Below are 21,806 nucleotides of genomic sequence, written 5' to 3'. Positions count from 1 at the left end.
CACGGAGAGCGATATCGCGAACTCCCAGATCCGGTCCCGGCGCTAGGCAGAGTACCCCGAGCGTGGCCCGCTCGGCGCTGCGATGCACGTCAAAAGCCACGCCTGGAGCAAGGTGCGTGATGCAGACCCGTGACCGCGCGGAGTGGATCGGACCAGGCACTATCAGATTGTCAGCGGTCGGTATCTCTGCGTAGCGAAAGCGGTAGCTCAGGACAGCAGCTTGCGAACCACATCGGTCATCGACAGCACACCGACCGGCTCGCCGTCGGCGGTCACCACCAGGCGGTGCATCCGCCGGCTGGTCATCAGGCTGACCGCCTCGCTGAGCAAGGTGCCGGCCTCACAGGTCAGACACCCCTCGGTCATCACCTCACGCACCGGCAGTGCCCTGGCGTCGTCCCGGGTTCGATCCTGGCTGGCCAGCACCAGGTCGGTCTGCGACATCACCCCGACCGCCCGGCCGCCGTCCATCACCACCACGGCGTGGATGTCCGCCTCGATCATGATCTCGGCTGCGTGGGCCACGGTGTCGTCGGGCGAGCACCCGATGATGCCCTGGTGCATCAGGTCCTGCACCGTGCTGCCGTCGTCGACGATCGTGATCTCCTCCGCCGCGGCGATCCCCGGCAGCGGGACGGACAGCGGATAGGGGTGCGGCGTGACGTGCACGTCGTCGGCGGGCAGGGTCGCGTGGGGGAGCTGAACCGGTGGTTCGCCGCTGATGCCCAGGCCGAATTCGGTCGCCCCAACCAGCACCGCCATGTTGCCGTGCGGGTGCTTGTTCTCGTACATCAGCTGGTGCGCCAGGGGGATCTCGTCGTAGGAGAAGGCGCGGGACATGCAGGGATCGAGCAACCCCTGCACCGCCAGCTGGTTCATCTCGTTGGACTGCACGGAGTTGGCGAAGTGCGAGCCCTGCAGCCGCTTCTGGCGCATCCACAGGTAGCGCAGGTCGACGGTGGCGTTGAAGCCGGTGGTGCCGGCGCAGACCACGACCATGCCCCCGGTGTCGCAGACGAAGATCGAACTCGGGATGGTCGTCTCGCCGGGGTGCTCGAACACGATGTTCGGCGCCCGCTTCTCGCCCAGCACGTCCCAGATCGCCTTGCCGAAGCCGCGCACGCCCTTGAGCCAGGTGGCGTAGCCGGCGGAGTCCTTCCAGTGCGGCAGCATGCCCCAGTGATCGAAGTCGTTGCGGTTGATGCACCCCTTGGCGCCCAACTGGATGCAGTAGTCGAACTTGTCCTGGTCCGAGACGATCGCGACCGGGGTGGCACCGGCAGCCTTGGCGATCTGGATGGCCATCGACCCCAACCCGCCGGCCCCACCCCAGATCAGCACGACGTCGCCGGCCTTGACGGCGTTGGCACCCCAGCCGTGCAGCATCCGCCAGGCCGTCGCCGCGACCAGCGTGTAGGCCGCGGCCCCCTCCCAGGTCATGTGCTTGGGCTTGGGCATGCACTGCTGCCCCTGCACCTTGGTGAACTGGGCGAAGCTGCCCCAGTTCGTCTCATACCCCCAGATCCGGAACGTGGGGGAGTACATGGGGTCGCCGCCCGCGGTGACGGTGGGGCAGGTGCGGTCCCACGACCCGCAGTGCATGACCACCTCGTCGCCCACCTTGACGTTGGTGACGTCCTTGCCGACCTGGTAGACGATGCCCGAGGCGTCGCTGCCGCCGATGTGGAAGGCCTCGGTCTCGCCGGCCTTGTTGCGAGCGCCGATGACGTTCACCGGGATGCCCAGGCCCGCCCACACGTTGTTGTAGTTGACCCCGGCCGCCATCACGTAGACCAGCACCTCGTCGTCCGCGATCTGCGGCACGTCGACGATCTCTTTCTGGAACGCCTGGGTCGGGGGGCCGAACCGCTCGGGGCGGATCAGCCAGGCGTGCATCTTCTGCGGAACCTCGCCCAGCGGAGGCATCTCACCGAGCTCGTAGATTTCCTTGGCCATCTCTCGTCCTCTCGGGCAGGTTCTGAGGCGGGTTCGGGGTTCGGTGCGTCGGGCTCAGTGGCCGTCGGCGGACGACGGTTCGACGAGCTCGACCAGCACGCCCCCGGCGTCCTTGGGGTGCAGGAAGTTGATCCGGCTGTTGGCCGTACCGCGCTTGGGGGCGTCGTAGAGCAGCCGGACGCCGCGCTCGCGCAGCGTGGCGCAGACGGCGTCGAGATCGTCGACCCGGTAGGCGACCTGCTGGATCCCCGGCCCCTTGCGGTCGAGGTACTTCGCGATCGTCGAGGACGGCGTCAGCGGCGCCAGGATCTGCACGTGGGAGCCCGAGTCGCCCACGGCCATCATGGCCTCGTGGACACCCTGCTCCTCGTTGGTCTCCTCGTGGGCCAGCCGCATGCCCATCACGTCGCGGTAGAAGGCGACGGCAGCATCGAAGTCGGGAACCGCGACCACGACATGGTCGATCGCGGTGAACAACCCGGTCAGGTCAGCCGGGGCGGAGGTGTGGGGGGTCTGGTCGGCCATCAGCCCAGGCTAGGCCGGTGCCGTCGGCTCGAGGGGGCTCACGATGTGAGGACCACCACGAGTCGGGGCGTGACCCGGCCGATTCGAGCGGGAGAATGGGCCCATGAGCCCAGGCGATGTTGTCCGCCCGCTGGATCCGACCAACCCGTCGGTGATCCTGGCTGGGGCGCGCACCCCGATCGGACGCTTCCTCGGCGGGTTGAGCTCGCTGGACGCCACGGCGCTGGGGGGCGTGGCGATCCGTGCCGCCCTGGAGCGCGCCGGGGTGGCCGCAGATCAGGTGGACGCCGTGGTCATGGGGCAGGTGCTCACCGCCGGTGCCGGGCAGATCCCGGCGCGCCAGGCGGCCGCCGCGGGGGGCATCCCGCTGACCGTGCCCGCGACCACCGTCAACAAGGTCTGTCTGTCGGGAACCGCGGCCATCGCGCTGGCCGATCAGTGGATCCGGCTGGGTGAGGCCGAGATCGTGGTGGCCGGCGGCATGGAGTCGATGTCCCGCGCGCCACACCTGGTGCCGGCCTCACGGCGTGGGCAGACCTTCGGTGACTGGACCCTGACCGACCACATGGAGCGCGACGGCCTGTGGGACTCCTTCACCAACCTGGGGATGGGACCGCTGGCCGAATCCGGCAACGTCGGGGAGGCCGCCGTCAGCCGTGCCGCCCAGGACGCCGCCGCGGCGGCCTCGCACCAACGCGCCGCCCGGGCCTGGACCGATGGGGTGATGGCGGCCGAGGTGGTCGCCGTCCCGGTGCCGCAGCGTCGCGGGGAGCCGGTGCTCCTCGCGCAGGACGAGGGCATCCGGGCCGACACCACGATCGAGGCGCTCGCCCGGCTGCGGCCGGCCTTCGTCGACGGCGGCACGATCACGGCGGGCACGGCGTCCCAGATCTCGGACGGCGCCGCAGCCCTGGTGATCACCAGCCGGCGCCGGGCCGAGCGCGAGGGGTGGCCGTGGCTGGCCGAGATCGTCAGTTACGCGAGTGTGGCGGGTCCGGACTCGACCCTGCAGGTGCAGCCGGCCAAGGCGATCCGCACCGCATGTGCCCGAGTGGGTCTGGCGCCGGCCGACCTCGAGCTGGTCGAGATCAACGAGGCGTTCGCCGCGGTGTCGGTGGCCGCGGCGAACCTGCTGGGCCTGGACCCGGACCGGGTGAACGTGGACGGCGGCGCGATCGCCCTCGGGCACCCGATCGGGGCATCCGGCGCGCGGATCACGCTGCACCTGGCCCATGCGTTGGCGCGGCGGGCTCACTCGGGTGGTGACTCGACCGGTGATTCCGGTGAGATCTACGGCGCGGCCGCGTTGTGCGGTGGTGGCGGGCAGGGCGATGCCATCGTGTTGCGGGCGAAGGGGATTGGTCGATGAGCGGCAACGGTGTGGCCAGGCGGTCGGTCGACGTCGAGGCCTTGGTGCGCTCGGCCCGCGAGGGCAGCCCCCGGGCGGTGGCACGGCTGGTCTCGTTGGTCGAGGACGCTCACCCGCTGCTGCGCGAGGTGATGGCGGCATTGGCCCCGCACACCGGGCACGCCCGCATCATCGGACTCACCGGATCGCCCGGAGTGGGAAAGTCGACCTCGACCTCGGCACTCGTGTCGGCGTTGCGGCGCAAGGACTTGCGCGTCGGGGTGTTGGCCGTCGACCCATCGTCCCCGTTCTCCGGCGGCGCGCTGCTGGGCGACCGGATCCGGATGCAGGAGCACGCCACCGACCCGGGGGTGTTCATCCGCTCGATGGCCAGCCGGGGGCACCTGGGCGGGCTGAGTTGGGCCACGCCGCAAGCCCTTCGGGTGTTGGACGCCGCCGGCTGCGACATCGTCCTGGTCGAGACCGTCGGGGTGGGGCAGAGCGAGGTCGAGGTGGCCGGCATGGCCGACACCACCGTGGTGCTGCTGGCGCCGGGCATGGGTGACGGCATTCAGGCCGCCAAGGCCGGGATCCTCGAGATCGGTGACGTGTTCGTGGTCAACAAGGCCGACCGGGACGGCGCCGACAACACCGTGCGCGACCTGCGGCACATGATCACCTTGGGCGAGCGGCGCGAGGCCGGCGACTGGCGTCCGCCGGTGGTCAAGACCGTGGCCTCGGCCGGTGAGGGCATCGAGGAGCTGGTCGAGGCGCTCGACCGCCATCACGCCTGGGCCAGTTCGACCGGGCATCTGGCCTCACGCCGGCGGCAGCGGGCGGCGGGTGAGATCGAGGCGATCGCGTTGAGCGAACTACGGCGCCAGATCGGCGACCTGCGGGACGGCGTGCTGGTGCAGGCCCTGGCCACCGAGGTGGCCGAGGGGCTCCGCGATCCCTACAGCGCCTCCGACCTGGTGCTCGAGGGCCTCGAGGCGATCCAGCGCAACCCGCTGGTCTGATCGGCGGCGGCGACCACCTGGCCGTTGGATCCCGAGGGCGACCCCGGCGGGAGACCTGGCCGGGTTCGGCCGAGGAGTTGCGCCTGGTCGAGCGCGGCGTCCGCGGCGATCTCGAGGCTCTCGGGGTCGGCCGCGCGCTCGCCGTCCAGCAGGGCCAGGCCGATCGCGCACGTCAGCGGGTCGGCATCGCGCTCGATGCGTTGTTGGACGGCGTCGGCGATGGTGAACGCCTCGTCGAGGGTGGTTCCGGTGAGCACCAGGGCGAAGGTGTGGGCGCCGATGCGGTAGCCGTCGAGATGGTTGTCGCACTCGGTCAGGCGTCCCAGCACCTGGGCGGCACGCAGCACCTGGCCCTCGACCCAGCGGCGTCCGGCGGTGGCGGTGGCGGCGTCCAGATCGCCCAGGGCGAGCAGCCCCAGGCAGAGCTGGCCCGGGGGGTGGTACTCGGCCGCGTGCGCCAGGGCGGCGCTGAAGGCAGCCCGGCCGGGCAGTCCGGTGGCCTCGTCCCGAGGGTGGCGGCCGCGGCCGTCACGTGGGCGGGGCAGCCCGAGGCCGCCGATCGCGCCGATCCCTGTGGGGCGCAGGACGTCCAGCAGAGACATGGCACGACCTTCCGTGGTGGAGCCGCTTCTCGCCTCTACCTGTCGGTGGGGATCGCGCAGTCATGAGCAGTCGGTGAGCCGTCCCGGATCGGCCCCTGGGCGCCGTCCAAGAGGTGGGAACGGATCAGGAAACGGTTGCCGGTGGGGGCCTCCAGGGAGAACCCGCCACCCCGCCCGGGCACCACGTCGATGGTGAGGCCGGTGTGCGACCACAGCTCGAACTGGCCGCGGGACATGTAGACCGGCACGTCGGGCACACCCTCCCCGACGACCAGGTCACCCAGGTGCACGTCGACCTCGGCGACGATGAACTCGCCCACCGGGTAACACATCGGGGCGCTGCCGTCGCAGCACCCGCCCGACTGGTGGAACATCAGCGGGCCGTGATCGGCGTACAGCGTGCGGAGCAGGGCCGCCGCAGCGTCGGTGAGATCGACCCGTCGAGGCTCGGTGGACTCGCTTGTCTGGTCTGGCATCAGGTTCCCTCGGCTCGCGCGGCGACCCTGTCGGTCGGTGGGCTGACTCGGTTGCTCCCCGCGGGACCGTGCACTGCTCCCGAGGGGGAGCAGGCACAGTCCCGCGGTACGGGTCGTTGCCGACCCGGATCGATCAGAAGAAGCCGAGCTTGTTGGGCGAGTAGCTGACCAGGAGGTTCTTGGTCTGCTGGTAGTGCTCGAGCATCATGTGGTGGGTCTCGCGGCCGATGCCCGAGCCCTTGTACCCCCCGAAGGCAGCGTGCGCCGGGTAGGCGTGGTAGCAGTTCGTCCAGACCCGGCCCGCCTCGATCGTGCGACCGGCGCGGAACAGGGTGTTGGCGTCCCGCGACCAGACACCGGCACCCAGGCCGTACAGGGTGTCGTTGGCGATCTTCATCGCGTCGTCGAAGGTGTCGAACCGGGTGACCGAGACGACCGGGCCGAAGATCTCCTCCTGGAAGATCCGCATCGAGTTGTCGCCCTGGAACACGGTCGGGGTGACGTAGTAGCCGCCCTCGAGGTCGCCGCCCAGGTGGTTGCGCTCCCCGCCGGTGAGCAGCTTCGCGCCCTCGGCCTTGCCGATCTCGATGTAGGCGAGGATCTTCTCGAGCTGGTCGTTGCTCGCCTGGGCGCCGATCATCGTCGTGGTGTCGAGCGGGTTTCCCTGCGTGACCGCTCGGGTCCGCTCGATCGCGTCGCCGATGAACTGGTCGTAGATCGTGCTCTGGATCAGTGCGCGCGAGGGGCAGGTGCACACCTCACCCTGGTTGAGGGCGAACATCGTGAAGCCCTCGAGCGCCTTGTCGTAGAAGTCGTCCCGCTCACGGGCGATGTCGTCGAAGAAGATGTTGGGGCTCTTGCCGCCCAGCTCGAGCGTGACCGGGATGAGGTTCTGGGAGGCGTACTGCATGATCAGCCGACCGGTGGTGGTCTCACCGGTGAAGGCGATCTTGCGGATCCTGGGCGAGGACGCCAGCGGCTTGCCGGCCTCGACACCGAAGCCGTTGACCACGTTGAGAACGCCGTCCGGCAACAGGTCGCCGATCAGGTCGACCAGGAACATGATGGAGGCGGGCGTCTGCTCGGCGGGCTTGAGCACCACGGCGTTGCCGCCGGCCAGCGCGGGGGCGAGCTTCCACACCGCCATCAGGATCGGGAAGTTCCACGGGATGATCTGACCCACCACGCCGAGCGGCTCGTGGAAGTGATACGCCACGGTGTCGTCGTCGATCTGGGAGATGGTGCCCTCCTGCGCGCGCAGGGCACCGGCGAAGTACCGGAAGTGGTCGATGGCCAGCGGGATGTCGGCGGCCAGGGTCTCGCGGACGGGCTTGCCGTTGTCCCAGGTCTCGGCCACGGCGATGGCCTCGAGGTTCTGCTCCATGCGGTCGGCGATCCGCAGCAGCGTGTTGGAACGCTCGGTGGCAGAGGTGCGACCCCAGGCCGGAGCGGCAGCGTGGGCGGCATCCAGGGCGAGTTCGATGTCCTCGGACGTGGAACGGGCGATCTCGCAGAAGACCTTGCCGTTGACCGGCGAGACGTTCTCGAAGTACTGGCCCTTGACGGGCGCGACCCGCTTGCCGCCGATCCAGTTGTCGTAGCGGGAGGGGTAGGTCGCCGGGCTGCCGGGCTGACCCGGGGTGGGGTACACGGTCATTGTGCTCACCTCGTTGTGAAAGGTTCCGGATGCGTGGGGAGGCTTCGCGATCGGGCTGCGTGAGCCTGCTGTCGTGCTCTGGTGGATGTGATCCGGAACACTAGGTATCGCCACGTTGCCGCAACGTTGCCCGGGTGGTCACGACGGTGACCGTCCGGGGTCAGGAGCCGAGTTCGGCGTCCAGTCGGCGGACCTTGTCGGACGCCGCAGCGTGCCGGGGCGTGCCGGGCTCGGTCAGCGTGCGGCAGGCCTGCCAGGCGTCCAGGTCGTAGGCCTGCTCGGGGCGAACCGTGTACTCCCACACCAGGTTCGCGTCCCCCGAGGTGAGCACGGCCTGACGGACGTCGGCGTCCAGCTGCTCACGCAGGTGCACCACGGCCGGGGCTTGCGAGAGCGGCAGGATCGGCCCGGCGTAGCGAGCCAGGGCGCTTCGGACGTCGCGGCGCGCCAGCGCGTCTCGCACCTGAGCGGCATCGGTCACCAACCCGGGCGAGATCCGGTACGGCTTGGCGTGGATCGTCGGCACGTCCGGTCCGCCCAACCCGGCCAACATGGCCCGCAATCGTGACAGTTCGGCCCGCACCGTCACCTGTGCCGCGACGTCATCGTGCAGGGCCAGCTCGAGCTGGCCACCGCTCAGCCCGCCCGGGCTCTCGGACAGCACCAGGAGCAGCTCGCCGTGGCGTGGCCGAATCAACTGGGGTGAGCGGTAGGGCAGCCGCAGCTCGGCATGGCTGACGCCCAGCACCCGAAGCGTCGCCCCGACCTCGAATCGGGGGACGGCGTGCTGCAGCAACCGCAGCTCGGCCTCCACCGCGGCGGCGGCGACCTTGACCAGCCGCAGGGTGTGTGGCGCGGCCGCCTCCTGGGTGCCGGTGATGTCGAGCGAGCCGATCAGGGCGCCGTCCGGGCCGTGCAGGGGAGCGGCGGTGCAGCTCCATCCGGTCACCGGTGACATCAGGTGCTCGGCACCGTAGATCTGCACCGGCTGGTCGAGCACGAGCGAGGTACCGGGGGCATTGGTGCCGGCTGCGGCCTCGCTCCACAGCGCGCCCTCGACGAAGTGCATGCTCTCGGCGCGCCGGCGCAGGTCGGCCGATCCCTCGACCCACAACAACCGGCCGTGCACGTCGCTGACCGCGACCAGCAGGCCGGCCTGGGCGGCGTCCTCGACCAGCAGCTTGCGGATCGCCGGCATCACGGCGTCCAGCGGGTGCGTGGCGCGGTAGCCGGCCAGTTCGTCGTCGGTCAGCTCGACCGGGGGTGGCGGGCCGTCGGGATCCAGGTGCACGCAGCGCGCCCAGGACTCGGCGACCATCGAGCGCAGGGTTCCGGACAGGTCACCGGAGGACAGGAATCCCTCGCGCGCGAGCGCGTGGGCGCGCGCGAGCAGGTCAGGGTCGGTGCCGGCCGGCCAGGCGAGCCACTGCCCGCCGCCGAACGTCCCCGCTGCGCTCACCTGTTCACTCCAGCCGTGCCGGGCCACCAGTCCACGGTGACCGGCGCCATCCGTCACTGTCGAGGGTACGGCGCCCGGCGCGCTGAGGGATGCCCCCCGCCGTGCCGGGTAAGGTCCAGGCCGTGCTGGAGGGCGGGTTCGAGCAACGATGAGTGGACGGCGAGCTGCCGCCGCGAGCTCCCCCACGGGGGTGGCCGGGCGGGTACGCGGCGTGGCGACGGCGCCGCTCGCGCTGCTCCGGCTGCTCGGCCCGACGCAGCTCGCGATCGCCGCCGTCCTGCTGGGCGTCGTCTTGGCCATGGTCGGTCTGGGGCTGCGCTGGTCGGCCTCGGACGAGGCGACGCGCACGGTGCGGCTCGAGGCGCGGACGGCGGTGTCGGTGCTGCCCGGCCGGCTCAGCCCGGGCTCGGCAGTCTCGGTGCAGGCGCACGCCGACGCGGGGGCGACCACGGTGTTCGTCGGGGTGGCCCGGGACGACGACGCGCGCGCCTACCTGGATTCGTCGGGGTGGCTCGAACAGACCGGGCCGGACGACGATGCGACCACGCGCCACGCGGGCACGGCTGCGCTGAGTGACCCCCGGCTGTCGGACGTCTGGGTGAGCTTCGCCGCCACGCCCGGTGAGGCCTCGCTCGCCTGGCCCTCGACCGCCGGGACGTGGCGCATCGTCGCCGCGGCGGTGGCGAGCCCCGGGGCGGCGCCTGCTCCGCTGACCGTGGACCTGTCGTGGTCGGGCAACGCGGCGGCCCGGGGCGGCGGGTGGTGGATCAGCGGTCTGGTGCTGGGCGGCCTCGGTCTCATCGCTCTGGTGGTGCTGCGCCTCCTGGGACGCTCTGCGATTCCGGCGGCCATGTCGTCGACCTCGGCCCGGGTACGGGCACGGTCGGCGCCCCCCGCGCAGGCGTCGCATCCCGGTCAGGCGGTGCCGACCCCGGGTGATCGCCCGGTGCGCCAGGATCCGGGCGATCCGGACCAGACCACGATGATCCCGATGCGAGGTATGCCCGCCGGGGTGAGCCAGGCGCCGCCCTACGTCTCACCGGAGCCGGCCGCGAGACCGGTCACCCCGTCGGCGCCGGGCACCGCACAGACCGGCGTCCAACCCGGCGTCCAACGCAGCGTCCAACCAAGCGTCCAACCCGCTGCACAGGCCGACGACGAATCTGACGACGAGCCGGACGACGAGCCTCCGGTGCTGCCCTTCCGCCGGAGCCCATCGTGATCGCGGGACGGCGACCGCGCTCGATCACGCGAGCGCTGGTCACCGGCGTTCTGATCGCCGGCGTGGCGGGGTGCTCGGGCGCCGGACCTGCGCAGCGGTCCACCTCTGCCCAAGGGTCTCGGGCGTCCGCAGTGTCAGCGGGGCCGTCAGCCTCCGGCGCCTCGTCGGTCGGCGCTTCGTCGGTCGGGGCAGCGTCGGTCGGGGCCGCGTCGGTCGGCTGGGGCCACCCGGCGCTGCTGGAGGCGCAGGTGGTGCGGATCGACGAGATCGCGGACGCCGCGCTGGCCGCCGCCGTCCAGAAGGGCGATGCGACCAGCGTGGGTGGCCGGTTGGTGGGTCCGGCGCGTTCCCTGCTGGCCGCTGAGCTGAAGGTCGCCGCCGGGCGCAGGACGGCGACGCCCACACCGACCCGGCTCGCGGCGTCCCGGGTGGTGGTGCCCGAGGCCGGACCCTGGCCGCGGTGGTTCGTCACCGCCGGTACCGCCGCGGGTCGCCCGACCCCGGTGGTGCGCCTGATGGTCAGCCCGTCGGCCCGCGAGCCGTACGGGGTCTGGGCCGAGCTCGCCCTGCTGCCGGGTGCGACCCTGCCGCAGACCACCCCCGGTGAACCGGGTGCCGAGGTGCTGCCGGTCGATGCCCAGGGGTTGGCGATGAGCCCGGTGAACGTGGCGTTGCGGTACGCCGACGTCCTCAATCGCGGTGCGGCCAGCGAGTTCGTCGCGGCCTTCGCGCCCGACGTGTTCCGCACCCAGCTCGGTGAGCGGTTGGCCGCCGACCGCAAGAAGATCGTCTCCAGCGCGGTGGCCACGATCACCTCGACCCACCGACCGGTCGCCGGCTCGACCCGGGCCGTGCGCACCGCGGACGGTGGTGCACTGGTGTTCGTCGAGATCGCCCACACCTATGCGGTGACGGTCGAGGCCGGTGGTGGCGTGGTGCGCCCCGACGCCGAGCTGGCGGCACTCGCCGGTCGATCGCAGTTCACCAGGACGCTGCGACGTGAGGGCGTGGAGGTATTGGCGTTCACCGTGCCCCGAGCCGGCGGCACGGGTGCCAGGGCCACCGTGCGACTGATTGCTGCGGTGAAGGGAGACGTGAGTGCAACCGGGTCCTGATCCTGGTCCCGATCCCGATCCCGATCCCCCGATTCTCGTCCCGGTCCTGGTCAGCCGTGGCGGCGTGCACTCGTTAGTCTTGACTCAGCCGGCCCTTGCTGTCCGCGATCCACCACGGAAGGTACGCACGACCGATGAGCACTCAGTCCGGCCGGGCACCGCGCCCGGCACTCGATCTTCGTGGCGCTGTCGACCTGTCCGCCCTGGCCGCTCGTTCGGCCCCGACCGCCGCGGCGGGTGACACGGCCTCGGGCGCCTCGCCGGCCTCGGGCTCCTCGGTGATCGCGGTCACCGACACCAGCTTCACCGCCGACGTGGTCGAGCAGTCCCAGACCGTTCCGGTGGTCCTGGACTTCTGGGCCACCTGGTGCGGCCCGTGCAAGCAGCTCTCGCCCGTACTCGAGAAGCTGGCGGCCGAGTTCGATGGCGCCTTCCTGCTGGCCACCGTCGACGTGGATGCCAATCCGCAACTCTCGCAGGCGTTTCGGGTGCAGTCGATTCCCTCGGTCTATGCCGTGATCAAGGGTCAGCCGATCCCGCTGTTCCAGGGGGCTCAGCCCGAGTCCCAGGTGCGCGAGGTGATCACCGAGCTGTTGCGGGTGGCTGCGGCCAACGGGGTGAGCGGTCGTCTCGGCCCGGCGGTCGAGGAGGGGACCGAGGAGGTCGAGGAGGTCGAGGAGTCGTTGCCGCCGCACCACCAGGCCGCTTACGACGCGATCGACGCCGGCGATCTGGACGGCGCGGTGACGGCCTACGAGGCCGCCCTGGCCGAGAACCCTGCCGACGAGATGGCGCGGCTCGGGCTGGCTCAGGTCAAGTTGCTGCAGCGGACCCAGGGCGCCGATCTGCCCACCGCGCGCGCGGCGGCCGCATCGGCTCCGGCCGATGCCGATGCCCAGATGCTGGTGGCCGACCTGGACGTCCTCGGTGGCCACATCGAGGATGCCTTCGTTCGGCTCGTGGACACCGTGCGGATCACCGCTGGCTCGGAGCGCGAACGGGTCAGGGTGCGCCTGATCGAGTTGTTCGAGGTCGTGGGGGTCGACGACCCGCGCGTGGGCGCCGCTCGGTTGGCCTTGGCGAACGCCCTGTTCTGATCAGATCTGATCAGATCTGATCAGAGGGTGTGATCAGAGGGGTTGGATCAGGGCCGGCGGCGTAACACGCCGTCGACCAGGCGGGCCAGGAGGCCTCGTCGGCTCACCGGGCGGAACCTGGCACATTCGGTGCCCGGGCAGAGGGAGCACTCGGTGCCCGCTCGGAAGTGCTCGTGGGCGCTGGCCCGGTGCCCGCAGACACACGGCGCGGAGCCCTCGCTGTGCTGGTCAGAGCTCATGTGCGTCACCCCGGATCATCCGTCTACTCTGCCATGCCGCGTGCCTCGACGACGACATCACCGAGCGCAAACGTGGTGGGGACGAAAGCCCCCTCGGTGCGGTCACCGAAGTGTGACCAGCTTGACCGGAGTGGCGGTCTGTGACCGATTTGCTCACGCTGTGTAGATGTCCCATTAGCTCGGCGTCGAGTAGTTGATGTAGCAAGCGTCACAGGCCCGCACGGCTTGAGGAAGACTTAACGTTGCCGGAACGATCTTTGACGGCTCGTTAGGTAACGGTGCACGATCCGTTATGTCTGATCTGCGGAAAGTGACCACACTTGCATCCTGCCGTGACAACCTTGTCCTCGACCGGCGGAACGCTTGCCCTGAATGCCGTCTGGCGTCGCGGGCACCATGCTTGAATTTCGCCTGACTCGGGGTCACTCAAGGCGCAATTCACGCAGCCCAATGTTGGGCCAAACATGCGCCCGTTCAAGGAGAAACATTGCAGGTGAGTGCCGCTCTCGGCCGCGTCGAATCGTCCGGGGAAGCTCCAACCTCGACGTCCCGCAACCACTCCGGGAAATCGCCACGAATCTCTGTCGTGGTCCCGGCGAGAAATGAGGCAAAGAATCTGCCTCACGTTCTGCCGCTCATTCCTGCCGACGTGCACGAGGTCATCCTCGTCGACGGCCACTCGGACGACGACACCATCGCGGTGGCACAGCAGTGCCTGCCGGGGATCAAGGTCGTCCACCAGACCCGCAAGGGCAAGGGCAATGCGCTCGCCTGTGGCTTCGAGGTCGTCACCGGCGACGTCGTCGTGATGCTCGACGCCGACGGCTCGGCCGACCCGGCCGAGATCCCCGACTACGTCGCGGCTCTGGTGGCGGGGGCCGACTTCGCCAAGGGCACCCGTTTCGCCAAGGGCGGTTCGAGCCACGACATCACGCACCTGCGCAAGTGGGGCAACTTCGGCCTCAACGGCTTGGTGAACGTGCTCTTCGGTACCCGCTACACCGACCTCTGCTACGGCTACAACGCCTTCTGGGCTTCGCTGCTGCCGACGCTGCAGCTGCCGCCGGTCGAGCAGGAGGGTCTCGGTGGGACCGACATGATCTGGGGCGATGGCTTCGAGATCGAGACGCTGATCAACGTGCGCGTGGCCTCGGCCGGCGCCCAGATCGCCGAGGTGGGCAGCGTCGAGCTCGAGCGGATCCACGGGGTCAGCAACCTCAACGCGGTCAGCGACGGTATCCGCGTCCTCAAGACGATCATCCACGAGCGGATGATCGCCCGCCGTCGCGCCCGGACCGCTGCCCTGACGTCGCTCGAGGTCGCCTCGGGGGACCGAGTCCTTGGCTGAGGCCGGATGGGTGCTGACCGCCGATCCGGTACCGCTCGTCACGGGCGAGCCCGCCGTGGCCGACCCTGCTCCGGTCGGCATGGGTCACGGTCATCGGCTGCGCCGAGATGCGTTGTGGCTCATGGTCAGCAGCGGGGCCAGTGCGGTGCTCGGAATGCTGTACTGGGTGGTCGCCGGTAACCGGTACACCCAGGAGCAGTTCGGCCGGGACGGTGCCGTCATCACGGCCATGCTCGGGGTGTCGGCGCTGGGCCAGCTCAACCTGCCGCTCGCCTTGCTGCGGCTGCTGCCCGCGATCACCCGCCGGCGGGGACGGGTGCTCGCGGGTGCCGTGGCGGCCACCGTGGTGGCCAGCCTGGTCGTGGCCGCGCTCGCCCTGGCCCTGTTCCGTGACCAGGTGTCCGGGCTGGAGGCAGCCGGGCGCAACGGGCTCGTCGAGCTGGCGTTCACCCTCGGCGCCGCCCTGTGGAGCATCTCGGTCGCGCTGGACTCGATCTTCGTGGCGCTGCAGCGTGCGCGCTGGGTGCCGGTCAAGAACATCGGCTTCAGCGTCGTGAAGATCGTGTTGGCGTACCTGCTCGTGGGGACCGTCGGCGGCTGGGGCATCTTCGCCTCCTGGCTCGTCGGGACGGCCGCCATCGTCATCCCGTTCGGCGCGATCGCCATCGGCGTCGTCCGTCGGGCGAGCCCGGCCGATGCGCCGAGCCTGTTCCTGGCCGGCAAGGGACGCCGGGCCATGGCCTCGATGCTCGGTCAGGACTACCTGGCCTCGGTCGTGGGTCAGGCCTACGCGCAGTTCGTGCCGATGGTGGTCCTGATCACCGCCGGCGTCGCCGGGTCGGCCTCGTTCGTCGTCCCGTTCAGCGCGACGATGGCGATCGACACCCTGGCCCTGTCCGGGGTGTTCGCGCTGACCGCCGGGGCCGCGCGGCACGAGGCCCACCTGGTCTCGCTCACCCGCACCGCGGCCCGCCAGGTCGCCCTGATCGTCGGTGGCGCCGCCGCGGTCTGTATCGTCGCCGCCCCGTTGCTGCTGATGCCCTTCGGTGTCGGCGGCGGCGCGGCCAGCATCGGCATCCTGCGGGTGCTGGTGATCGGTTCGCTGTTCCGCTCGGTGCTCGCCATGTACGAGGCGTTGTGCCGGATCTGGGGCCGCACCGACCTGATCCTGTTCTTCCAGCTCCTGGTCGGGGTGCCGATGATGGCGCTCGGCTGGTTCGCGGGTCAACGCGGCGGTGCGGCCGCGGTCGCCCTGTGCTGGGTGGGCGTGCACGCCGTGGCCGCCCTGACGATGACACCGCTGGTGGTGCGGTTGTGGCGCCGCCAGCTCGTTGTGGAGAAGCATGTCTGAGGTCAGCTCCGCCCTGCGCCCGAGCCACGTTCCGGACGCCCCCCCGACCGCGGTGGGGGTGCTGGACGTCGAGGACCCCACCCTCGTCCGCTTCCCGGTGACGCCGATCGCTGCCCGTCACCGACGGCTGCGGGTCATGGTCCGCCGGGACGGGCGTCCGCTGGGGTTCGTCGAGGTCGCGGCCGAGGCCGGTGCCTGGGATCCGGTCGCCCTTGCCGAGCAGGTCGACCTGCTCGCGCTGTCGGCCACCGGATCGGCGCCGACGGGGCCGGCGGTGCCGACGGTGCCGGCGGTGCCGACGGTGCCGACGGAACCCGACCCGATGAGCGTCGTGGTCTGCACCCGTGACCGCGCCGAGCTGCTGCGCCGCAGCCTGACCAGCATCCTCGACCAGGCCGGCGCGCAGACCGAGCTCGTCGTGGTCGACAACGCGCCGCGCACCTCCGCGACGCGTGACGTCGTCGACTCGCTGGACGACGCCCGGATCCGCTATGTGCTCGAACCGCGTCCCGGGCTGTCGGTCGCGCGCAACGTCGGCATGGCCCACGCCTCACACGAACTGGTCGCCTTCACCGACGACGACGTGGTCGCCGACCCCGACTGGCTCGTCGGGCTGTCCCGCGCCGCTCGTCACGGGGACGCCGGCTGCCTGACCGGTTCGGTGCCCACGGGCCAGCTGGAGTCGTCGGTGCAGCACTTCTTCGAGCGGCGGGTCGACTGGTCCGGGCAGCTCGAACCGCAGCTGTTCCTGCGTCACGACACCCACCGTGGCCCGCTCTACCCGTTCAGCCCGGGCATCTTCGGCACCGGCGCGAACTTCGCGATCACCCAGTCCGCCTACCGCCAGGTCGGCCCGTTCGACGAGCGCCTCGGCGCGGGTCGACGAACCAAGGGCGGCGAGGACCTCGACTACTTCTTCCGCCTGATCTGGGCCGGGATCGGCATTCGGTACGAGCCGTCGGCCATGGTCTGGCACATCCACCGCCCGGACGAGGCGGCCTACCGCGACCAGGTGCTCGGCTACGGCATCGGCTACGGCGCCTTCGCCACCAAGCTGGCGCTCACCCCGCGCTGGGCGGTCTCGTTCGCGCGCCGCGTGCCCCGTGGGGCGTGGATGCTGCGCCGGGCGATGAAGACCGCCGTCGACGGCCACGGGTTGCCGCCGGAGTTCACCCGGCTCGAACGGCGCGGCATGGTGCGCGGCCCGATCGAGCTCGCCCGTGAGCACCTCGACGGTCTGCGCCGGACGGGCAGGCTTCGGTGACGGCGGTGTACGAGCCCCGGACACGGCAGAGCGTTCCGTTGCCCCGGGTGCCGCAGCTCACCGGGACGACCCGGTGGCAGCGCGCGCGGCGCACCTTTCCCGACTGGGCGGTGTGGGCGGTCTCCGGCCTCTGCCTGGTGCTCTGGCTGTTCTCGCTGGGCCACTTCGACCTGGCGGCGATGTCCGGGTTCGGGCTGCTGAACGCCGCCCCGCTCACCTGGTTCGTCGCGGCGACCCTCGGCTTCGTCGGCTACCTCGTGATCGCCGCGAGCGGCCGCGCCTCCCGCTACGGGCTCGCCGCGCTGCACACCGTGGTCGTCCTCGTGCTCTACGGCACCACGTCGGTGCTCTATCCCGAGCCGCGGTACACCTGGATGTACAAGCACATCGGCATGGTCGAGTACCTGCTGCGCCATCACTCCCTCGATCGCAGCGTGGACGTCTATCACAACTGGCCCGGGTTCTTCGTGCTCGCTGCCGGGTTCACCGAGGCCACCGGGATCTCGCCGCTGACGGCGGCCCGCTGGTCGGAGGTGTTCTTCGGCCTGGTGATCGGCCTGGCGCTCCACTACGCCCTGGGCGGCTTGACCACCGACCGGCGGGTGCGATGGACGTCGGTGGCCGTCTACACGCTGGTCAACTGGATCGGGCAGGGCTACTACGCACCCCAGGCCTTCGCCACCGTGATGATGATGGTGTTCTTCGGGGCGATCCTGCGCCTGCTCGGGAATCACCGGGTGACGCCCCGCCGCGGCGTCCAGTGGGTGCTCGACCGCGTCGGCGCGTCCCCCTGCCTGCCCGCGAGCGGCTCTCGCCCCTCGATCGACCGCGCCATCGCCCTCGCCGCGTTCGCGCTGCTGACGATGACCCACCAGCTCAGCCCGCCGGCCGCGCTGTTGCAGCTGGCCGTGCTCGCCGCGACGGTGCGGTTCCGGCCGATCTGGATGCTCGTCGTCCCGGTCGTCATGGAGGTTGCCTGGGTCGGCCTGGTCGCCTGGCCCTATGCGAGCGAGCACCTCAAGCTGCTCAACGTCAACCTCACCGAGAACATCGCCGTCCCGGGCTCGAACCTGGTCGCCTCGTTACCGGGTATGGAGCTGGCCAAGTGGTCCGGCCCGGCGATGATGGCCACGGTCGCCCTGCTCGCGCTCGCCGGGGTGATCACCCGGTGGGTTCAGGGGTGGGTCGACCTGCCGGTGATCGCCCTGGCAGGTGGACCGGTGCTCATCCTGGGGCTCAATTCCTATGGCTCCGAGGCGCTCTTCCGGGTCTACCTGTACGCCCTGCCCTGGCTGTCCTTCCTGGCGGCCCGGTTCCTGCTCGGCCACGGCCACCACCCGTCGGCGAGCATCGCGGGGTGGCCCGGCGCGATCAGGGCGCTGCCGACAGGGTTGCGCACCACCCTGGTCCGCCAGGTGGCCGCGGGGCTGCTCATCGTGCCGATCACGTTGACCGCCAACTTCTTCAGCGAGCGCTCGAACATCGTGACCGATGCCGACCTGGCGGTCGCCACCTGGTTCGACACCCACACCGAGGGCGATGCCTTCGCCATGCTCGTGGCACCCTCGTACCCGACCCGGGCCACCGGCGCCTACCCGGGGCACATCATCGAGGACGGCGCCTTCGCCCCGGCCGTGACCTCCTGGATGAAGCAGACCGGGCGGGCCGAGTATGCCTTCGAGGCCAGCGACGAGCTGTTCGGCATCTTCAACTGGCGTCCCGGATACCTGGTGTTCACGCCCTCGGAGCGCAACTACGCCCAGATGTGGGGGCTGTTGCCCGGTAGCGAGTACGACCGGTTCCGCACCATGGTGGCCAAGTCCCCGAACTTCACCGTGGTCTACCGCCGGGGCGAGGGAATGATCGCCAAGTACGTGGGCCCGGCGACGTGACCCGAACGGACACCACCCGCGCAGCGATTTCGGCGCCGGGCGGACGACGTCTGCCGCTGCGTCGGGCCGCGGTCGGGACGGGGCTGCTGGCCTCGACCCTGATGGCCATCGCCGCGTGCGGACCGGCCCGGCACGAGAGCGTCGTCCTCGATTCGACGTTCGACGGCCCGGCCGGTTCACCACCCCCGGCGCCCTGGACCGCCCAACTCGGCGGCGGCGGCTGGGGGAACGAGGAGCTGCAGACCTACACCGACCGGGCCGAGAACGTCTCGCTCGACGGGCAGGGCCACCTGCGGATCACCGCCCGGCGTGAGGATTTCACCGGCGCGGACGGCATCCCGCGGGAGTACACCTCGGCGCGGCTCACCACCGAGAAGACCTTCAGCTTTCGGTACGGCCGCGTCGAGGCGCGCATCGCCGCGCCACACGGCCAGGGGCTGTGGCCGGCCTTCTGGCTGCTCGGTGACCTCGCCGAGCAGGCCGACTGGCGGACCGCGGGGGAGATCGACGTCCTCGAGGTCTTCGGCCCCGACCCGCGCCGGCACGCCACGGTGCACGGGTTCTCGGACGAGCCGCGGGGCTGGTCGAGGACCGCGGCCACCTCGGACCTTCTCGATCTCACCACCGGTTTCCACACCTACACGCTCACCTGGGAACCGGGCCGGGTGCGGGTCGCGGTCGACGGCTCGACCCTGCTCGACATCGACCGATCCGAGCTGAGTGCCGGTCAGACCTGGTCGGTCGACAAACCCCTGCACCTGATGATGAACCTCGCGGTCGGGGGCACCCAACCCGGCCGACCCGACGACACCACACCGCTGCCCGCCGAGTTCCTCGTCGACAGCGTGACGGTATGGCAGGAGACCGACTCGTGACCACCGACCGCGGAGAATCCACGATGGCCCAGATCCCCTCTCTCACAGCCGATACGGCGTCCGTGCCGGGCAACTCGCCCTCGGGTGCGTCGGGTGCGTCGGGTAGCGGTCGGCCGCAGCTGTCCGAGGTGACGGTCGTGATCATCTGCCACGACCTGAAGCGCTGGCCGTTCCTCGAGGCGGCGGTCACCGGTGTCACCACACAGGGCGCGAGCTCGCTGATCATCGGCGTCGATCACAACCCGGAGCTCGAGGGGCGGATCCGCGCGCAATGGCCCCACGTGCCGGTCGTGCCCAACCGCCACCAGCGGGGGGCCTCGGGCACCCGGAACTCCGCGGCCGAGTTGGTGACCACCCGCTTCATCGCTTTCCTGGACGACGATGTCGTCGCCTGGCCGCACTGGCTCGAGCGCCTGCTCGAGGTCATGGTCGACCCCACCGTGGTGGGCGCCGGTGGTCGCGTCGTGCCGATGTGGCAGGGCAGTGCACCGCGCTGGTTCCCCGAGGAGTTCGGCTGGGTGATCGGCACCAGCTTCAAGGGGCTGCCGGTGAGCACCTCGCCGATCCGTAACGTGTGGGGCGGCAACATGATTGCCCGGCGCGATGCCTTCGAGGCGGTCGGCGGCTTCCGGACGACCTTCGGCAAGGTGGGGGACCGCGCCCGGCCGGAGGACACCGAGTTGTGCATCCGGATGTCGGCGGTCGTGCCGGGCGGGCACTGGATGTACGTGCCGGAGGCCGAGGTGGGTCATCAGGTGCCCGCCGCGCGCACCCGCATCGGCTACTTCGTCAACCGGTCCTACCACGAGGGCCGCGGCAAGGTGGAGCTCGACGACCTGTCCGGCGAGGACGACGTGCTCGCCGACGAGCGCAGTTACCTGACCCGCACGCTGCCGGCGGGGATCCGCGACGGCGTGGTCGACGCCGTCCGGGGCGATGCGGCCGGGCTGGCGCGCGCCGGGGCCATCGCGGTCGGTGTCGCAGCCGCCGGCATCGGGGCCGCGGCCGGCCGGGTGGCCTCACGGCGGGAGCGTCGCGGGGCGAATCCGGTCGCCTCGTCAGCGGCCCCGGCGCGGCCGCCCGCGGCCGATGCCGAGGGCGCCCGGGCAGCATTGGGCCTGGTCGAGCCGCCGATCTGGGTCGGTGAGCTCGACCTCGAGGCCGGCCCGGCCGAGCTGGCCGTCGAGCCCGGCTACGCCTGGGCCCGGATCCTGCCGCGCACGGGTTTCGCGGTCGGCCAGCCGGTCATCGTGCCGGTTCGTGACGGTCGGGTTCTCGCCACGGAGGTCGTGGCGGCCTGCGGCGCCTGGGAGCCGGACGCCACGTTGCGCAGCGCGCCGCAGATTCCCGACGGGCTGAGCCTGGCGGTGACCGTCGGCACCCGCAACCGGCCGGAGCAACTGCGCCGGATGCTCGACAGCCTGGCCCGGGTCGAGGCGCCGGTGACGATCCTGGTGGTCGACAACGCCCCGTCGGACGACGCCACCCGGCTCGTCGTCGAGGCCATGGCCGCTCGGGACGGCAGGATCCGGTACATCCTCGAGCCCCGCCCGGGGTTGTCGGTCGCCCGCAACCGGGCGCTGCGCGAGACGGGGGCCGACGTCCTGCTGTACACCGACGATGACGTCGAGGTCGACGAGAACTGGATCCGGGTGCACGCTGCGGCCTTCGCCGATCCGAGGGTGACGGTCTCGACCGGTCAGGCCTTCGCCGCTCGATTGGACGTGCGCGACGAGCTGCTCTCGGAGATGACGGTGGCCTGGGGCAAGGGCTCGCAGCCGCGCAGCTTCAGCCTGGCCGACCCTCCGGCCGACCTGCCGATCTTTCCGTTCAGCCCGGCCATGCTCGGCGGCGGGCTCAACTTCGCCGTCCGGGTCGATGTCGCCCGGGCGATCGGCGGCTTCGACGAGACGCTCGGTGCGGGGTCGCCGATGCGGGGTGGCGAGGACTGCGACTTCATGATCCGCGCGGTCCGCCGCGGTGGCGTGATCCGCTACAGCCCCAACGCCTTCGTCTGGCACCACCACCGGCGTGAGCCGGGCGACTTCGACAAGCAGCGGCTCGACTCGGGCGTGGGGCTCGGCGCCTACCTCGCCAAGCTCGCCACCGAGCCGGCGGCCCTGGTCGAGATGGCCCGGCGGTTGCCCGCGGGCCTGCGTCACTTCGGCACCTTGCGTTCGACGGCGGCCGGTGCCGGGGTGGACAGCCGGCAGCGATCCACCGAGCTGAAACTCACCGCCCGGGGGGCGTTGGGCTATCACCGCGCGCGCCGCGCGGTCCGGGCCGCCGGAGGGCACGCCGCCGATCGGCCGCTGTCGTCGATCGGATCGACAGGGCAGATGGGTGACGTTCACTGAAAGT

General features: G+C 71.0%; 17 protein-coding genes. 11 read left to right on the top strand and 6 right to left on the bottom strand.

From position 1 onward, the window contains the following. Positions 1-207: 207 nt before the first annotated feature. Together ccrA and mce are read right to left on the bottom strand one after the other, a co-directional pair. Positions 208-1,956, bottom strand: coding sequence for a crotonyl-CoA carboxylase/reductase (gene ccrA / locus IPK24_23000; protein MBK8078334.1), 1,749 nt, complete (start codon positions 1,954-1,956; stop codon positions 208-210). Positions 1,957-2,010: 54 nt separating this feature from the next. Beyond that, on the bottom strand, positions 2,011-2,481 hold the full coding sequence (mce, locus tag IPK24_22995; GenBank protein MBK8078333.1) for a methylmalonyl-CoA epimerase: 471 nt from the start codon (positions 2,479-2,481) through the stop codon (positions 2,011-2,013). A 103-nt stretch (positions 2,482-2,584) separates the two neighbouring features. On the opposite strand from mce, the gene IPK24_22990 reads away from it, so the two are divergent. Beyond that, complete coding sequence (locus IPK24_22990; GenBank protein ID MBK8078332.1) at positions 2,585-3,850, top strand: acetyl-CoA C-acyltransferase; 1,266 nt, start codon at positions 2,585-2,587, stop codon at positions 3,848-3,850. After that, entirely contained in the window at positions 3,847-4,848 is a 1,002-nt protein-coding gene (gene meaB, locus IPK24_22985) for a methylmalonyl Co-A mutase-associated GTPase MeaB (protein MBK8078331.1), read from the top strand. Before IPK24_22990 ends, meaB begins: the two co-directional genes overlap by 4 nt. Here the strand turns inward: meaB and IPK24_22980 are convergent. The 4 genes from IPK24_22980 to IPK24_22965 form a co-directional block, all read right to left on the bottom strand. Then, positions 4,785-5,450, bottom strand: a complete 666-nt coding sequence (locus tag IPK24_22980) for a GGDEF domain-containing protein (GenBank protein MBK8078330.1) — start codon at positions 5,448-5,450, stop codon at positions 4,785-4,787. The two genes, meaB and IPK24_22980, sit on opposite strands and share 64 nt — an antisense overlap. 35 nt (positions 5,451-5,485) lie before the next feature. Then, entirely contained in the window at positions 5,486-5,926 is a 441-nt protein-coding gene (locus tag IPK24_22975; GenBank protein MBK8078329.1) for a DUF779 domain-containing protein, read from the bottom strand. Between the two features lie 133 nt (positions 5,927-6,059). After that, positions 6,060-7,583: an aldehyde dehydrogenase family protein gene (locus IPK24_22970; protein ID MBK8078328.1), complete on the bottom strand. Its 1,524-nt coding sequence runs from the start codon at positions 7,581-7,583 to the stop codon at positions 6,060-6,062. A gap of 160 nt (positions 7,584-7,743) precedes the next feature. Next, entirely contained in the window at positions 7,744-9,069 is a 1,326-nt protein-coding gene (locus IPK24_22965; GenBank protein MBK8078327.1) for a transcriptional regulator, read from the bottom strand. A 121-nt stretch (positions 9,070-9,190) separates the two neighbouring features. On the opposite strand from IPK24_22965, the gene IPK24_22960 reads away from it, so the two are divergent. From IPK24_22960 to IPK24_22920, 9 genes are all read left to right on the top strand, one after another. Further along, on the top strand, positions 9,191-10,264 hold the full coding sequence (locus IPK24_22960) for a hypothetical protein (protein MBK8078326.1): 1,074 nt from the start codon (positions 9,191-9,193) through the stop codon (positions 10,262-10,264). Further along, the gene (locus IPK24_22955; GenBank protein ID MBK8078325.1) at positions 10,261-11,379 is read left to right on the top strand and encodes a hypothetical protein; all 1,119 of its coding nucleotides are present in this window, start codon (positions 10,261-10,263) and stop codon (positions 11,377-11,379) included. Before IPK24_22960 ends, IPK24_22955 begins: the two co-directional genes overlap by 4 nt. 134 nt (positions 11,380-11,513) lie before the next feature. Beyond that, a complete protein-coding gene (locus IPK24_22950) occupies positions 11,514-12,476 on the top strand; it encodes a tetratricopeptide repeat protein (GenBank protein ID MBK8078324.1) in 963 nt (320 codons plus the stop codon). Between the two features lie 825 nt (positions 12,477-13,301). Beyond that, positions 13,302-14,063, top strand: a complete 762-nt coding sequence (locus tag IPK24_22945) for a glycosyltransferase family 2 protein (protein MBK8078323.1) — start codon at positions 13,302-13,304, stop codon at positions 14,061-14,063. Further along, positions 14,056-15,414 (top strand): hypothetical protein, encoded by a 1,359-nt coding sequence (locus IPK24_22940; GenBank protein ID MBK8078322.1) that lies wholly within the window; start codon positions 14,056-14,058, stop codon positions 15,412-15,414. Before IPK24_22945 ends, IPK24_22940 begins: the two co-directional genes overlap by 8 nt. Next, positions 15,407-16,678, top strand: a complete 1,272-nt coding sequence (locus tag IPK24_22935) for a glycosyltransferase (protein MBK8078321.1) — start codon at positions 15,407-15,409, stop codon at positions 16,676-16,678. The genes IPK24_22940 and IPK24_22935 overlap by 8 nt, the downstream gene beginning before the upstream one ends. Next, the gene (locus tag IPK24_22930) at positions 16,675-18,570 is read left to right on the top strand and encodes a hypothetical protein (protein ID MBK8078320.1); all 1,896 of its coding nucleotides are present in this window, start codon (positions 16,675-16,677) and stop codon (positions 18,568-18,570) included. Before IPK24_22935 ends, IPK24_22930 begins: the two co-directional genes overlap by 4 nt. Then, positions 18,567-19,445 carry a glycoside hydrolase family 16 protein gene (locus tag IPK24_22925; GenBank protein MBK8078319.1) on the top strand — a complete coding sequence of 293 codons (879 nt, stop codon included), beginning with the start codon at positions 18,567-18,569 and terminating at the stop codon, positions 19,443-19,445. The genes IPK24_22930 and IPK24_22925 overlap by 4 nt, the downstream gene beginning before the upstream one ends. Next, a complete protein-coding gene (locus IPK24_22920) occupies positions 19,442-21,802 on the top strand; it encodes a glycosyltransferase (protein MBK8078318.1) in 2,361 nt (786 codons plus the stop codon). The genes IPK24_22925 and IPK24_22920 overlap by 4 nt, the downstream gene beginning before the upstream one ends. The last annotated feature ends 4 nt before the right edge of the window (positions 21,803-21,806 follow it).

The organism is Kineosporiaceae bacterium, assembly GCA_016713225.1.
Classification (GTDB): Bacteria; Actinomycetota; Actinomycetes; order Actinomycetales; family Kineosporiaceae; genus JADJPO01.
This window is presented reverse-complemented; position numbering and strand designations above follow the sequence as displayed.